The 15,958-nt window shown below is 35.3% G+C and carries 9 protein-coding genes and 1 tRNA gene; 3 read left to right on the plus strand and 7 right to left on the minus strand.

Annotated elements, in window-relative coordinates; genetic code table 11:
• Window positions 1–36: 36 nt before the first annotated feature.
• On the minus strand, window positions 37–306 hold the full coding sequence (locus AOY20_RS12815; RefSeq protein WP_054582229.1) for a hypothetical protein: 270 nt from the start codon (window positions 304–306) through the stop codon (window positions 37–39).
• A gap of 129 nt (window positions 307–435) precedes the next feature.
• On the minus strand, window positions 436–795 hold the full coding sequence (locus AOY20_RS12820; RefSeq protein WP_054582230.1) for a hypothetical protein: 360 nt from the start codon (window positions 793–795) through the stop codon (window positions 436–438).
• A gap of 127 nt (window positions 796–922) precedes the next feature.
• Here AOY20_RS12820 and AOY20_RS12830 point away from each other — a divergent pair.
• A protein-coding gene (locus AOY20_RS12830; protein ID WP_144424762.1) for an IS3 family transposase occupies window positions 923–2,088 on the plus strand; the annotation gives its coding sequence in 2 pieces (ribosomal slippage) (window positions 923–1,190 and window positions 1,190–2,088; 1,167 coding nt in all).
• Window positions 2,089–2,244: 156 nt separating this feature from the next.
• On the opposite strand, the gene AOY20_RS12835 is transcribed toward AOY20_RS12830, so the two are convergent.
• A complete protein-coding gene (locus AOY20_RS12835) occupies window positions 2,245–6,753 on the minus strand; it encodes a translocation/assembly module TamB domain-containing protein (RefSeq protein WP_054582231.1) in 4,509 nt (1,502 codons plus the stop codon).
• Window positions 6,754–6,770: 17 nt separating this feature from the next.
• On the minus strand, window positions 6,771–9,542 hold the full coding sequence (locus AOY20_RS12840) for an autotransporter assembly complex protein TamA (protein ID WP_054582232.1): 2,772 nt from the start codon (window positions 9,540–9,542) through the stop codon (window positions 6,771–6,773).
• Between the two features lie 173 nt (window positions 9,543–9,715).
• On the opposite strand from AOY20_RS12840, the gene AOY20_RS12845 reads away from it, so the two are divergent.
• Window positions 9,716–11,035 carry an MFS transporter gene (locus AOY20_RS12845; protein WP_054582233.1) on the plus strand — a complete coding sequence of 440 codons (1,320 nt, stop codon included), beginning with the start codon at window positions 9,716–9,718 and terminating at the stop codon, window positions 11,033–11,035.
• A gap of 3 nt (window positions 11,036–11,038) precedes the next feature.
• Window positions 11,039–11,674 (plus strand): 2-polyprenyl-3-methyl-6-methoxy-1,4-benzoquinone monooxygenase, encoded by a 636-nt coding sequence (coq7, locus tag AOY20_RS12850; RefSeq protein WP_054582234.1) that lies wholly within the window; start codon window positions 11,039–11,041, stop codon window positions 11,672–11,674.
• A 137-nt stretch (window positions 11,675–11,811) separates the two neighbouring features.
• Here the strand turns inward: coq7 and AOY20_RS12855 are convergent.
• The 3 genes from AOY20_RS12855 to dld all read right to left on the minus strand — a co-directional run bounded on the left by AOY20_RS12855 (window position 11,812) and on the right by dld (window position 15,909).
• Window positions 11,812–11,902: transfer RNA gene (locus AOY20_RS12855), tRNA-Ser, on the minus strand.
• 97 nt (window positions 11,903–11,999) lie between these two features.
• Entirely contained in the window at window positions 12,000–14,033 is a 2,034-nt protein-coding gene (locus AOY20_RS12860) for an NADPH-dependent 2,4-dienoyl-CoA reductase (RefSeq protein ID WP_054582235.1), read from the minus strand.
• Window positions 14,034–14,214: 181 nt separating this feature from the next.
• On the minus strand, window positions 14,215–15,909 hold the full coding sequence (gene dld / locus AOY20_RS12865; protein WP_054582236.1) for a D-lactate dehydrogenase: 1,695 nt from the start codon (window positions 15,907–15,909) through the stop codon (window positions 14,215–14,217).
• Window positions 15,910–15,958 lie beyond the last annotated feature (49 nt).

Genomic DNA, 15,958 nt, shown 5'->3' on the forward strand with positions numbered 1-15,958 from the left:
ATGTTGCCTGATTATTTTTATGGATGATATTGCACCTTAGTGTACAGTAGTTTGTTGCACATATTGCTTTAAACTTTCATGGCAACCTTCAAATTTGATCTGAATTTCATCATCATGCAACATACAATGATCTACATTTGAGAATGAAATTTTTACTGCATAGATTTTGGCATCTATATCAATCGGATTGTGTAAATACACTCTATCACCGAGACTTAATACATATGAACTACCACCAATAACAGCAATTCCTTTTTCATCTTCCAAGAGCAAATCTGAATTATTTAAGTAACCAATCACTTCCATAACACTGCTCCACTTCTTCTGTTTTTTTATAATATGACAAAAAAAGATAAGCTTTTCTATATTTATAATATAGTTTTATGTGAATACATTTTGCTTAGGCTATTTATTCAAGCCATAAAAAACCGCTCATTAGAACGGTTTATAATCTGGCATTTCTTCATGTGGCGTTGCTATACATTTTGCAGTAAATTCACTACGTACTTTTTCTCTTGAACCTTCAATATCATTTTTAATTGATTTTTCAGGTAGTGCATAGACTGCTTCAATAATATCGAAGATAAAACCTTTGGTAATATCATCTTCAACTTTATTGGCATGCTCAATCGCTTGATCTTTAGGAATCGCATTTTGTCGATCAAGCATAATTGTACGTGCTGCATTACCAACACTTTTACAATAACCGTGCCATTGCTCTTCTTGAGTCAAGGGCTTTTTTTCCGCACAGCCTGTTAAAACCACCAAAGCAATCAAGCCTATTAATTTCTTCATTTCTACTCTCCTAATCAAGTTATCATAATCAAAAAAGCAGGAAAAACGAAATACTGAATAATGATGTGTGCTGAAAAAAACGGAGACTTTAACTTGGTAAACTACACATACTCATCAGGAGTTTACCATGAGCAAAAAACAAAAGATTTATACAGCAGAATTCAAAGCTGAAGCAATCAAAGCTATTGATTCAAACAATGGCAATGTTTCAGAAACAGCACGACTGCTTGGCATTTCAATGCAAACCCTTTCAAATTGGTACAACAAAGCAAAAGCTGGAAAATTAGTAGGCACACAACAATATTCACCTGATCTCGTTGCTCTTCTCGAGGAAAATAAAAAACTGAAGCAGCAACTTAAAACCGCTGAAATGGAAAGAGAATTTCTAAAAAAAGCAGCAGCGTACTTTGCCAAAGAAAGTCAGTAAAGTACGCACATATGAAACAGCAAAAACATGCATACTCAGTCACTATGATGGCTCGGTTACTCCACGTTTCAGTTTCTGGATTTTATGAATGGTTAAAATATGGCTTAAGTAAGCGGGTTATTCAGAGAAATCATCAAACAATATTGGTTAAAATTGCTCACCAAGAAACCAATGAAAGCTATGGTTATATTCGTTTAACCAAGTACTTACAGGCACAAGGAATAGAAATTAGCGAGTATGCAGTTCGTTGTATTAAAAAACTTAATCAGCTGTATTGTAAGCGGCATAGGCGTTTCAAAAAAACAACTCATAGCGACCATCAACGTACGGTTTACAATAATTTGTTAGAGCAAAATTTTACAGTGACTGCTCCAAACATTGCATGGGTAAGTGACATTACATACGTGTGGACAGCTGAAGGATGGCTGTATTTAGCGGCTTTAAAAGATCTTTGCAGCAAACAAGTAGTTGGGTATAGCTTGAGTGAACGGATGACGTCACAGCTCGTTTGCAATGCACTGAGCATGGCGATTCGAAATCATAAACCCTCTCAAGACTTGATTATTCACTCTGACAGGGGCAGCCAATACTGTAGTCATGAATATCGAAAGATACTTGAAAAATATGGATTTCAGGGATCAATGAGTAAACGCGGTGATTGCTTCGATAATGCTCCTATTGAGAGCTTCTGGAGAATATTAAAAAATGAATTGGTTCATCATCGCAATTATAAAACAAGGGAAGAAGCTAAAGCAGATATTACAAAATACATAGAGCTATTTTATAATCAGCAGAGAATTCAGAAAGGATTGGACTTTAAGACACCAAATCAAATGGCAGAAGACTTTTACAGGATGGCTGCCTAGAATTTCCCAAGTAGAAGTGTCCTGTTATTTCAGCACACATCATGTATTTTAATGCTGAAATCACCCAACAGTCTACACGTCAATTTTTAATGTAGATTAAAATAAAAATATAACTAAGTATAACAACAACTTAAAAACATTTGTGCTTTCACTACACTAGAATTTCCAGTTGTAGAAAAAGTCGATTGCTTTCTCTAATGATTGGCTTGCTTCCAAATATAACCGTTGATTCAACTGATAACGAAGCGTTAGTTTATTTACAGAACTAAATACTCCGACGCCATATCGTATAAATAAATCAGGTGTGATGTATCCTGTTAAACTTACACGTGTGTCATCACCATCACCTCGTGCATCTAAAGCTAAACCACTTAAACCAAATGTTCGTCCAATTTCATTTGTAATTGCACGTGTACCACCAAGTCCCATACTTAAACCAGCTGCTGCAATTGTATTATTCACATCTGATTTAAAGCCCGCTGTTCCACTAAATGAACCAGAACCTTCATTGATTCGTCCTGTTAATAAAGCATTCAATGCTTCTTGTTCAGAAAGCCCTGCATCATTATAAATTCGAATATTTGGATTAGATGCTGTACCAGACACTCTTACACCGACTAAATTTCCTTGAATGGTCTTACTTGTATCCGCATCTAGTGTAGGATTTGCTAATGGACCATTAAAACGTGCAATCGCTTTATTTAGGACTAATGACTGCCCATATGCTTCAAAGGTCACACGTTGGCTAACACCAATAGCGCCATTTGCACGCATAGCTGATTCACTACCTGTTTGAGTTAAATATAAGCGACCAGCAAGTGGGAATCGGCTATCAAAACCTTCAAATATAACTTGATCACCTAAGCGCAAATCAATCTTAGTATCAATGCTCCAAGGTTTAGCCGCTTTTAATACGTCTAATTGATTTTGTCCTGCATGTATAACACGTGCATCTGGTGACACCTCAACAACTGTCGCGGAAGATTCAGGCATAGAAATTAATGCACGTGGTATTAAAATACTGCCATCTACTTTTAATATTTTTTTCATTGGAAAAGCTTCCAATGACATATTTGGTGTAACAAGTGCTGTAATTAATGGCGCTTGACGAATTAATAGATTTTCACCTTTTAATTTCAATTGAATTTTAGGTTCATCTTTCCAATCTAGATTTCCAGTTAAATGACCAACTCCACGACCACTATTAAATGCACCATTAATTGTTGCCGAATCTTGCTTAATTGCTGAATAGATTTGAATATTTGTTAAATTAACAGGAAGTGAAATCATACTAATTTCACCATTTTTTAAACGCATCTCACCTGTTAATAACGGTGCAGATAGTGATCCATGTACTTTTCCAGCAAAAGATAAAATCCCACCTAATTTACGCACATCAGGAATAAATGGTTTAAAGACTTTCAAATCTACTTCATTAAATGCAATCTCCCCATTCATATTTTTATTTTCACTATATGGGTCAATTACAACATTGGCATAACCTGTACCAATCGCAGGTGTTTTTACATCTAAACGAATTTGTAAGCCTTCAGCAACACTTTTTGCAATAAGCGCAACTTGTTCATAAGGTAAATTTGAACCTACTTCTCCTGAATCAATATCTGAGACACCAATTAGACCATTGCGTGTAACAATTTTGGCATCAATTTTAGGTTTCTGACCATCTGCCCAAGATGCTTTTGCATAACCATTTAATTTACCTGTTAGTGCCAAACCATCTGGCATAAATGCGGCAAAATCTCCTAAGTCTAAGTTTTCTGTTAAAAATGAGACATTACCATGATCTGAACTCACACGAATTGGCTGATCAAAACAGAGTTTACTATTCTTACTTGCCCAACAATGCGCGCCAACAAATAAGTCTCCTTTCTCAGAATTATAAACAATAGAAGCATTTTGTTCTTGTACAAGACGTGTCCTAAAAGAGTCTAAATCCCCTTTTTGAATTTGTCCTAACCAGTTATTTTGCTCATTGAAACCACCAGCTAATTGAACATAGAACTGCGTGTATTTATTTGATGCACTAAGTTTAACTAAATGAGCTTTTCTTGTGCCCACAATAGCGACTTGGGCTTCTTGAATTTCACGCTGACCACTTCTTAAAGATGTTAATGTTGCAATCAATTGTGTTGGTAAGCTATTTGATGCAGGTAGTTCGCCTTGTACTCGAATCTTTTGGATACTAAATAAATTATTTAGACTTAAATTATCAACCGCAAGATTTGCTAATACTTTTAATTTTGGCTGAGATTGGATATCTAAATAACCATAAGCACGACCTCTTAGACCAGTATAAATTTCACGCAAAGCTGGTGCATTAATTTTAATTTTTAAACTTTGTTGATTTCCAGAAGCCTGTATTTGATTTTGTGCATAACTAATAAATAGATTATTGGCTTCAAATTTTTCAGGAACCATCTGATTTTTATTAGATAAAACCAACGCCAAATTACCTGTACCGCGTAATGCCTTATTATTAATTGTTCCTGCTAAATTTAATCTAGAAATTTGAACTTTCTTATAATTATCTGTCCAAATACCTTTCGTATGAACAATACCCGAAATTTCTCCACGAACATTTTGTGCAAAATAATGAGGTTTAAAATGGACTAAAGATGCATTAATGTCCCAACCTATACCATTCGTCAAGTCAAGCATACCATTTGCAGCAATTTTCCCTGCCACACCATCATGGTATAAATTTGCAATTTTAATATAATCAGTTGTGCCTGCTACCATAGCTTTCAGAACACCTTGGCTACCAGGTACGGAACTTGCTTTTAGAGCACCATCATACTGAACAGCAAAGCTTTTAAAACCACCACCTGATTTTTCATCTTTAAATAAAATTGCAGCCGTACTTTTACCAGTTAACTGTACTGTTTCATTAGAACCATCTAAACGACCTGTTAAATGAACAGGATTAAGCTGAATAATTTGTTGGTTTGGTCGCTCATATCCATTTGCTTTAATTTCACCATTCAATAAATTAATAGGTGCAGCACTCGCTAAAATTTGAGGATTAAAGTTAGTCGCTTTTAATGCGGCATTCCATTTGAATTTACGCTTTTCTGTTGGTAATTGCAGTAATGCTTGACCTGTTAAGCTTCCCTTTCCATCACCATAATTTAAATCGGTAATTTTTAAATCATCTGCTTTAATGTTTAATTTTGCTTGATATTGACCAGCAGGTAGCATGCTTTTTTCATGTGCCAATATACTTGTTTTAAACTGAATATTTTGTTGATCTTCTAGTAAATTAATTTTTACTTCACCAGATTTACTATTTAGCCACCCCACATAAGGCATTTCACGATCAATATTTTCCCACTGAACATCTAATACCATAGGCTCATATTGATTTGGCTTTGGTTCATTTTCAGTTAAAAGTAAATTCCATGTTTCATATTGATCAAAATCAACTAATCCTGTAACTTTTAATCCTTTATCCAAACTACCTGTCGATGCAATTTTGGCATCTAAACGTGGTGGTAAAAACTCACGAACAACTTCTGGAATAATTTTATCATTACTATCTAATTGTTCTAGACGCCCCGTAATATCCCATTTAACCTCTTTCTCCCAATCAACCACACCAGCTAAATTTACAGCACCATTCATTAATTGTCCGTTAAAACTTTGGATGCTCAAACGATTAACAAAATCTGTATACATCATCGCTGTATACTGACCCTTTGGAATATCTTTACCACTAATATCAGAATCAAGTTCTAAATTAAGGCCATCTGCTGTACCTGAAAAACGAATAACTCCTTTTTCGGCAAATAATTCTTGATCAGTTAAAATTGGAAGATGGTATTTATTTAGTTTTAATGCACCTTTCATTGGAACATTATCTCGAACTGGGTGAATAACACCCCAGCCCGTCAACATATCAGGTGTTTCTGTTGCAAATCCAACTTGGATGGTATCAAGAGAACCTTTTGCTACAACCGAAATGTCATGGATATTCAAACTATCATGTAAGGATGGCAAATTGACATCTGCACGTAAATTTAGTGGATACTTATCCTTAAAATTCATACCTCCAACTGCATTTCTAACATTTAAATATCCCATATCCATATATAGGTTCTTAAATGTTAAATCGGTATCTTTCCACAGAGTATCTTCTAAATGAATACTATAAAAATCTACATCTGTCTGACCAGAGGTTCGAATTAATAAATGATCAACATCTGCTTTATTTAGTCTTAAAACAAAAGGTAAGCTTATATCACTAAATTTAAATGGCTCATCACTTGATGGACCTTTCATAATAATTCTTAAATCTTGAACGTCTGCATGACGTAAATGTATTTCTTTATTCAGAATTGCTCGCCAACCTAGAGAAATATCAGCTCGATTAATTTTAACGTCAACACTTTCTAAATTGACCAATACATTTTTTAAAATAATTCCTTGAAGTAAGTTACCACCTTCATATTCATATTTAATGACTTCTTGGCGTTCTAAAACACTATCTAAAAGAAACTTACTACCTTTATCGGTAGAAAACATAACGGCTAAAGCTGCAATAATAAAAATCAGGATAAACAGCAATGTAAGTAAAATACTTCGTAAAATTTTACGCTTTGGTGGAAGCGGTGCTGGTACTTCTGATTCTTGTTGAACGTCAGCCATAATGCTTAATCAAACCTTTAAATTTGCGGGCCAATGAAAAAATGTAGTCGAATAGGATGATCTTTATCAGAAATACCTGAAGCTAAATCTATACGAATTGGTCCAATTGGTGATGCCCATCTTAATCCTAAACCAATACTATACGCTGTTGGAGTATTAAATTCTTTATCATATGCATTACCAAAGTCACTAAAAACAGCAGCACGCCATCCTTCCATAAATTGGTAATTATATTCTACTGAACCAACAGCCAGAGCTTGACCACCAATTTTAATGCCAAAAACTTCAGGAGAAAGTGACTTATAATCAAAACCACGTATGGTTTGGTCACCACCAGCAAAGTATCTTAAATTATAGGGAACTGCATTAAAGTCTTTTGTGAAAATATAACCAAGATTTCCTCGACCAAGTATTTGATTATTATCATTTTCACCATATGAAAACAAGAACTTCCAACCAGCATTTGCAATTGCCATGTTGGTATCGGTCAATAATTTGTCACTTCCTAGTTCAATTTTATAGCTTTGACTAAAACCACGTGTTGGATTAACACGTTTATTCGCATCTATACGTGAAATTTCATAACCAAACAACAAAGATTCCTGCTGTGATTTTGTATTCGCTTTAAACCAATTTGGAACATCATCCCAATTCACAACATCAAGTGCATCACCAGATAAGCGATCTAAACGATATCGAGTACTCCAAATTTGTTGCCATCCACCAAATGGGTTTTTAATAATACGGTCAACACCTGCAACACCTGCTTCTGTTTGCAAATCTCCCGTTTGGCTAATTCGTTTGCGTTCTTCACGTTCATAACCAGCGACCAAAGTAAAATAATCATTAAGTGGATGATTAAAAGGAATATTATAACGACCTTCAGCCGATTGTCTGATTTGAGATAACTCCAAGTTCGCATCGAATGAGTGACCACGCCGGTTTACAATAGCACGGCGATACTGTCCCCTTAAACGAAAACCCGTATCTGAACCATAGCCTAAACCAGCTTCAGCACTATTTAAACGGTCTGCATTAAGTGTAACTAAAACTGGAACTGTTTCATCTTCTCGTGCTTTTATCTTTAATTGTTCTGTTTTTACTTTTTTACTGTCTTCTTCAGCCTGATCAACGTCTGAGAATGAACGACTTTTACCAACTGATGTCCCCGCAAACTCAGCTTCATTTACCAAGTTTTGAGTGACTTCCTTATTAGAAGTGAGTTCATGTTGATGATTTAATTGAGCTCGAATATCATCAGGAACATCTTCTTCTGCCAATAATGCTTTAACATCATCAGTAAGTTCCAGTGGCTTTTCAATTGGATCAGGAATAATCGTATCGACAAGTGTGTAATTAAAATAACGTGAATTCGTTAAATTATTTACTAAGCCCGTAACACGCCATAACGCATAATCTTGACCTGGTTTCCAAGGTACCATTTTTTCTAAGACATCCATATCTAAAGGAATTTCTTTAGTTGGATCACTCATGGTAAATTCTGCTAAGCCTAATTTATAACGATTTCCTGTTTCAAATTTTAAAGTGATATCCGCTTCATTTTCAGGTTGAAAAATTTGTAAATCATGAATACGCCAATACGAATCAAAATAACCAAAATTTGTAGCAGCTTCAGTGATTCGATCTTTAGTTTTAGTATATAACCCCTGATTTAAAACATCGCCCACTTGCAAGTCAGGTAAAATACCAATAATTTGAAACTGTGGTAATGAAGCACCCGTTCCAGTGAATTCAATATTTTGATTATCTACAATAACTGGAGCATTCGGCTCAACATAAACATCTAAAAGGGCCTTTCCCTTTTTTTCAAATCGGAAAACTGCATTATAAAAACCAACTGCTTCAGCTGCATTTTTTGATAATTCACGTAATTGAGGAACAGCCGCTGAATAATCATCAAAAACTTCTACGGTATAACTCGATAATTTTGCCTCAATATTGGCTTTTAATTTTTGTTGAGCTGCAATTTCTTTTTTATCTAATGCATAACTTCGACCATCATCAACTAAGTGCACATGCGCTGTAATTCTTGAAGCGGCTGCTGTATTTTCATCATCTTTATCATTTTTAGGCTTAATCGAGTTAAAAATTCGTTTGAAGACATTTTGCTTTTTCTGATCTTCAACTTGATCTTGTTGTAAACCTAATTCACCTAATGTTGCACCTGTTTCATTTGCCTCAACAACAATTTTACTTTCAGCTTGAATATTATTCATAAGCTGATTGACATTAATTGGTGCAAAATTAATCTCAGCTAACTCTTGTTTTGTAGCCTCATTGACCACAACCTCATTTTGCTGATTTGCCCTATAAGCTAGTGCTTCTTTTTTTGCTTCATCTGCAACAGCATAAATTTCATTAACCATATCTTGATTTAGATTAAATGAAGGCATCGCTTCTAAATCATCTAAATTAATATTTTGAAATTCTTTAATATCTTCATTATGACTTAATTGTTGATTGAGCATCTCAACACTATTGGGAAAATCCATCTCCATATTTGAGAGTTCAGTCTTTTCTTGTGGTTTATCTGCTGGATATTTATCTTTTATAGTAAACTGTTCATCTATTTTTTCTTTACTATCACTTTTTTCTTGAATATTCTCGGTTTTCTCATGTTGAAGATTATCCAAAGATTCAGCAAAAATTTGATTGCTCATAAAACTTAAAAATAAACTCACATATACATGTTTTGCATGTTTCCACTGAAAAATGGAAGTCATACTGACAGATAGTGCTGACTTTTTAAACTTCAAATGTGCAGACATACAAACTCGATAAACTGATTAGTTATGACGGATATTCAATATGAATGAAAACATAAATTTTTATACAAATACAAACTTTCTTGTGGAAAATTTCTGTAGATCATACCTGATTTTTATATAATTACATTAAATCGTGACAATTCTTAATAAATTTTGAATGCAGTACATAAATTATGGAAAAAAATGAGCCTTTACTGAGTACACGTCGTTTTTTACCGATGTTTCTTACCCAGTTTTTCGGTGCACTTAACGACAATGTATTTAAACAGGCACTTTTATTGGTCATTACCTATGGAATGATTAAACAGCAAGTTTCTGATATAGGTATGCTCAATAACTTAGCAGCATTACTTTTCATATTACCTTATTTTATTTTTTCTGCTACCGCAGGACAAATTGCAGACAAATATGAACGATCTCTATTAATTCGCGCAATTAAAACTATTGAAATTTTCATTATGCTAATTGGTACCGCAGGTTTTCTATTAGGTAATGTTTGGATTTTACTTCTTGCTTTATTTTTAATGGGAACACATTCAACATTTTTTGGCCCAATTAAATACGCTATTTTACCCGAAATATTAAAACCGAATGAATTAATGTCTGGAAATGCACTGTTTCAAACAGGTACATCTTTGGCAATTTTAATTGGCATGATTTTAGGTGGTGCTGTTATTTCATCTGCAGGTGGAAATTTAATTTGGATTAGCTTAACCGTACTGATCATTGCAGTTCTTGGCTATATCTCAAGTCGCTTTATTTTAAAACAACCCATTACTGCACCAGATATAACAATTGATTGGAATTTTTTCAGAACTAGCTTCCAAACTATTCAATATGCTAAAAGCTTACCTTTAGTTTTCGCCATTTTACTTGGAAACTCTTGGTATTGGTTTTACGGCGCAACTTATTTAACTCAAATTCCTCAAATGACTTTAGAAAATATGCACGGCAATGAAAATGTCGTGATTTTATTATTAACATTATTTTCTGTTGGTATTGGTGTTGGTTCTATGCTGTGTCGAAAAATTGGAGGCGCAGAAGTTAACATTAAAATGGTACCTATTGGTGCTATAGGCTTAACGCTATGCGCACTTTATTTAGCAGCCAGTTTACACTTTGTTCCATCATCTACAGACGAATTACTTGGAATTAGTGAAATTTTAAATTTAGGTGGAACTTATCATCATATTTTAATTGCGGTGACTTTGTTAGGCATTAGTGGTGGTTTTTATATTGTTCCGCTATACACGATGATGCAGGCTTATTCACCTCGCTCACATCGCGCGCGCGTTGTCGCAGCAAATAACATTTTAAATGCCGTTTTTATGGTAAGTTCTGCTATATTTTCTATTATCATTTTAAGTATTTTAAATATAGATATTAAAATACTGTTTTGCATTACTGCTGTTTTAAGTGCAATTTTTTCAATTTGGTTATTAATCAAATTAAAATCATTATTAAAAATTGCACACGTTTCACTGGAGGATTAATCCATGCGTCAATATACAGGTGTCGATAAGCTCATTCAGTCATTCGACCAAGCTTTACGTAGCCTTGTACCTGGAGCAACATCTGCTCATCGTGAAAATCCTGGCAACAGTGAAAAAGCTCAATTAGGAGTAAAAGATGCGCGTCATGTCGCAGGTCTTATGCGAGTTAACCATAGCGGTGAAGTTTGTGCTCAAGCGCTTTATCATGGTCAAGCTTTAACAGCAAAACTACCTAATGTGCGTCGTGAAATGGAACAAGCAGCGATTGAAGAACAAGATCATTTAGCTTGGTGTGAAGATCGTTTAAAAGAACTTGATAGCGTACCTAGCTTACTTAATCCTGTTTGGTATTCATTGTCTTTTACAATGGGCGCTCTTGCTGGTGTTGCGGGTGACAAATATAGCTTAGGTTTTGTTGCAGAAACTGAACGCCAAGTGAGTTTGCACTTAATGGATCATATTGGACAACTTCCAGAAAGCGATAAGCGTTCATTAAAAATTCTTGAACAAATGAATGAAGATGAGTTACATCACCGTGACACTGCTTTACAAGCAGGTGGCGTAGATTTACCACTTCCTGTCCGTATTACAATGACAGCTATTTCTAAATTAATGACCAAAACTAGTTATTATATTTAAGTTTAGAATATTGCTTTAAGCATTTAAAAATTAAAAGCTACTTATTTAAGTAGCTTTTTTTAATAAAATTTAATTCAAGCAACAATATTTTTCTTAAAAAAAAGAAGCCCTGACATTGTCAGGGCTTCTTTTGAATTTGGCGGAAGCGGTGAGATTCGAACTCACGGAGGGGTATAAGCCCTCGTCGGTTTTCAAGACCGGTGCATTAAACCGCTCTGCCACGCTTCCATGGGCGTCATAATATCAGTTTTTACATTTATGACAAGTAAAAAATCATATAAAAACACTCAAACGAATAATGTTTCACCAAATATACAAAAAAACATTATAATTTGGCTGCAATTTCAGCACCTTCACGTATTGCACGCTTTGCATCAAGCTCGGCAGCAAGTTTTGCCCCACCAATTAAATGATAATGAGCAATGGTATTTTCACCCTCTTTAGGCATAATTTCATTTACAGACTCCTGTCCTGCACAAACAACAACAGTATCTACACGTAATAATTGGTCTTGCTGTGCATGTTTAATCCATAGACCTTCATTCGTTACAGATTGATATTCCACACCACGTAACATTTGTACTTTATGTTTCTTTAATTGTGCTCGATGCACCCATCCTGTTGTTTTTCCAAGCCCTGCACCAACAGATGTCATTTTGCGTTGTAATAAATAAATTTCTCTTATTGGCGGAGCAATTTCTATATTCTGCATGCCACCTTCGGAATCATAATGAGCATGTGTATCTACACCCCATTCTTTCTTCCACTCTTCAATTAATTGTGGTTGTATTTGAGTTGGCGGTTTTAATAAGTATTCTGCAACATCAAAACCTATACCACCCGCACCAATAATCGCTACACGTTGCCCTACCTCTGCACCATTTAAAACATCGGCATAAGATAAAACTTCAGGACGATGACTTCCCTGTATGTTCAATTGACGTGGAATAACACCTGTCGCCACAATGACATCTTCAAAACCTTCTCGTTCTAATTGCTCTCTATTAATTTTGGTATTCAATCGAACATCTACAGCCATTTTCTCTAATTGGACTTTAAAATAACGAATAGTTTCGTGAAATTCTTCTTTACCAGGAACCACTTTTGCCAAATTAAATTGTCCACCCACTTCTGCTTTAGCCTCAAACAAAGTGACTTGATGACCTCGCTCCGCTGCCACAATTGCGGCAGACATTCCTGCTACACCACCACCAACAACGGCAACTCTTTTTATTTTTTTAGTTTTACGATAAACCAACTCTGTTTCATAAGCTGCTCTTGGATTAACTAAACAAGTTGCACGAATATTCTTAAAAGTATGATCTAAACATGCTTGGTTACACGCAATACATGTATTAATTTCATCTACGCGATTGGTTACCGTTTTAGACACCCAAAATGGATCTGCTAAGAATGGGCGTGCCATAGACACCATATCTGCTTGCCCATTCGCTAAAATTTGTTCAGCAACATCTGGCATATTAATTCGGTTTGATGCAATGATCGGTACTGAAATATGCTTTTTCACTTCTGCGGTATAATCAACAAATGCCGCACGTGGAACTGATGTCACAATGGTTGGAATACGTGCTTCATGCCATCCAATACCTGAATTCATTAACGTCACCCCAGCCTTTTCTAAAGCTTTAGCCACAGTAATTACTTCATCCATCGTATTACCATTGTGAACCAAATCAATCACAGACAAGCGAAAGCAAATAATAAATTTTTCACCAATTGCTTCACGAATTGCTTTGACAATTTCAACCGCAAAACGCATACGGTTTTCAATAGCACCACCCCAAGCATCTGTACGCTGATTCACATGACGACTTAAAAATTGATTCAGCAAATAACCTTCTGAACCCATAATTTCTACACCATCATAGCCGGCCTTTTTCGCTAAGCTAGCGGTTTTAACATAGTCCTTAATCGTGCTAAAAATTTGTTTTTCACTCAGCTGTCTTGGTTTAAAAGGTGAAATAGGTGATTTTATTGGACTTGCTGAAACAACAAATGGCTGATATCCATAACGACCTGCATGTAAAATTTGTAATAAAATTTTAGCCCCATGACGGTGTACCGCTTGCGTCACAAGTCTATGTGGGACAACATCTCCAAGTTGATTCATTGTTCCACCAACAGGTAATAACCACCCCTGTTTATTTGGTGAAATCCCTCCTGTGATCATAAGACCTACGCCACCTTTAGCCCGTTCTTCAAAATATGCAGCTAATTTAGGATAGTTATAAAAACGATCTTCGAGCCCTGTATGCATTGAACCCATCACAACGCGATTTTTTAATTTGGTAAATCCTAAATCTAAAGGTTTTAAAAGGTGCGTATAGCGTGTCGTCATGATGAATCCTTTTCTTCTATATTTGATCACTTACTCCTTTGTACTCTAGGCTTTTTTTATACTTTTGTAGATGGCTCATCGTTAAATTTTTCTGACCTTAAAGTCAATTAAAAAAAGACGTAGCTTTTGCTACGCCTTTAATAGGGCTTTTATACTTTGCCATGATTTTAATTTTTCAGATTTATTTCCAATTTTTTAATTTAGAGGTGTAGCCAATACCCACATTAAAGCTATTGGTTGGATCTAATTTTTGATAATGATTTTTTAATGCAGGTTTAGCAACATACAAATGCCCCACATTATGTTCTGCAGGATATTCCGCTCCGCGATCATCTAACAACTTCCACATTTCATGTTCCATTGCTAAAGGATCAACACCTTTTTTCACAATATAATCTTGATGAAAAACATGACATAAGAAATGCCCGTAATACAATTTATGTAAAATTTTTTCATCCATTTCTTTAGGTAAGGTTTCTACCCATTCACGGTCATTACGGCGTAAAGCAATATCAAGTGCGACTATATCTTCAACTTCACTTAAATGTGTATCTCGGTAGCGGATAGCCGCACCTGCAACTGCAAAGCGATGTAAAAATGCTTTTCGACCTTCTTCGTCTGTACAACAAAAAAAATCTCCTGTTGTATGTTGCTTAAAATAATCTGTGAAAAATTTCGTAACTTGTTCCGCATCCTGATGTTCAATCCGAAGAACTAAATGATGCTCATATAAATCTCGAAATTCATTCATTCGTTTTGGCAAATGAGAGGGCAAAAATTTTGTTACCCATTGCAGAACTTTATCGCTTAAACCACGTAAGCCAAATTTCTGTAAATATCCATCTACTTTATCTTTCATTGCAAAAGCAGCAGGAACTTTAGCTGTCCCGAACTTTTCAATAAACATAAATGTATCTTTACCAAATTCTGCACCAATGTCATAAGCAACACGATGTATATACTCACCTGCAATAGGTACTCTTGGCAGATCTTTTAATAAAAAGCGACGAATTTCTGTTAAATCATCATGTGAATTTGTACCTACATAAAATACCTGACTTGGAATTTTTTCAAAGGTATCTAAACGAACCGCAAATACACACACTTTTCCAGCAGAACCTGAAGCTTCAAACAAACGTGTTGGATCAGCATTAAAACGTGCAGGCGTATTTTCATCAACCTGACAAACATCATGTGAATAACGCTGATCTGACGCACAGCGATGTTCTTCTTGTCGTACATCTACGGCATTATATTTTTTATGTTCTAAATTCAATAATATTTCTTCAGGCGTTTGACCTAAATCAATACCCAAGTGGTTAATCAACTCTAGAGAACCATCTTCATTAACTCGTGCATACAAAGCTAATTCCGTATAAGCAGGACCTCTGCGTACCAAAGCACCACCCGAGTTATTACATACTCCACCAAGTACAGATGCTCCAATACATGATGAACCAATTACCGAATGTGGTTCTCGGTTATAACCTGCTAGTTCTTTTTCTAAAGCATCTAAAGTTGCACCCGGTAAGCAAACTACTTGCTTACCATCTTGAATCACTTGAATACCTTTAAGACGGCGTGTACTTAACACAATGACAGGTCGATCATATTCGCCAAAAGGAGTTGACCCACCTGTTAATCCTGTATTTGCAGCCTGCATAATCACAATAAAATCTGCTTCAACAGCAAGCTGTAATACTTTCCATTGTTCAATGAGCGAGCCAGGAGCAACTACAGCAAAAACTTCTCCAGAACCATAGCGGCGCCCCTGACGGTATAAACGAGTATCACTATCTTCTGTAAGCACATGCTGTTTCCCAACAACATGAATAAGTTTTTGAAGGATTTCTTTTGAAGCAGATAAGGTATTCATATTTTACAACTTCCATATCTAGCATACATTCCTTCTCCGTCTAAGATGA

Origin of the sequence: Acinetobacter equi (assembly GCF_001307195.1) — a bacterium.
Taxonomy (GTDB): Bacteria; Pseudomonadota; Gammaproteobacteria; order Pseudomonadales; family Moraxellaceae; genus Acinetobacter; species Acinetobacter equi.

Excerpts from the sequence above, each read along its gene's own strand:
- AOY20_RS12815 (WP_054582229.1), bottom strand. The coding sequence starts at position 306 with ATGGAAGTGATTGGTTACTTAAATAATTCAGATTTGCTCTTGGAAGAT.
- AOY20_RS12845 (WP_054582233.1), top strand. The coding sequence starts at position 9,716 with ATGGAAAAAAATGAGCCTTTACTGAGTACACGTCGTTTTTTACCGATG.
- AOY20_RS12840 (WP_054582232.1), bottom strand. The coding sequence starts at position 9,542 with ATGTCTGCACATTTGAAGTTTAAAAAGTCAGCACTATCTGTCAGTATG.
- AOY20_RS12820 (WP_054582230.1), bottom strand. The coding sequence starts at position 795 with ATGAAGAAATTAATAGGCTTGATTGCTTTGGTGGTTTTAACAGGCTGT.
- AOY20_RS12860 (WP_054582235.1), bottom strand. The coding sequence starts at position 14,033 with ATGACGACACGCTATACGCACCTTTTAAAACCTTTAGATTTAGGATTT.
- dld (WP_054582236.1), bottom strand. The coding sequence starts at position 15,909 with ATGAATACCTTATCTGCTTCAAAAGAAATCCTTCAAAAACTTATTCAT.
- AOY20_RS12835 (WP_054582231.1), bottom strand. The coding sequence starts at position 6,753 with ATGGCTGACGTTCAACAAGAATCAGAAGTACCAGCACCGCTTCCACCA.
- coq7 (WP_054582234.1), top strand. The coding sequence starts at position 11,039 with ATGCGTCAATATACAGGTGTCGATAAGCTCATTCAGTCATTCGACCAA.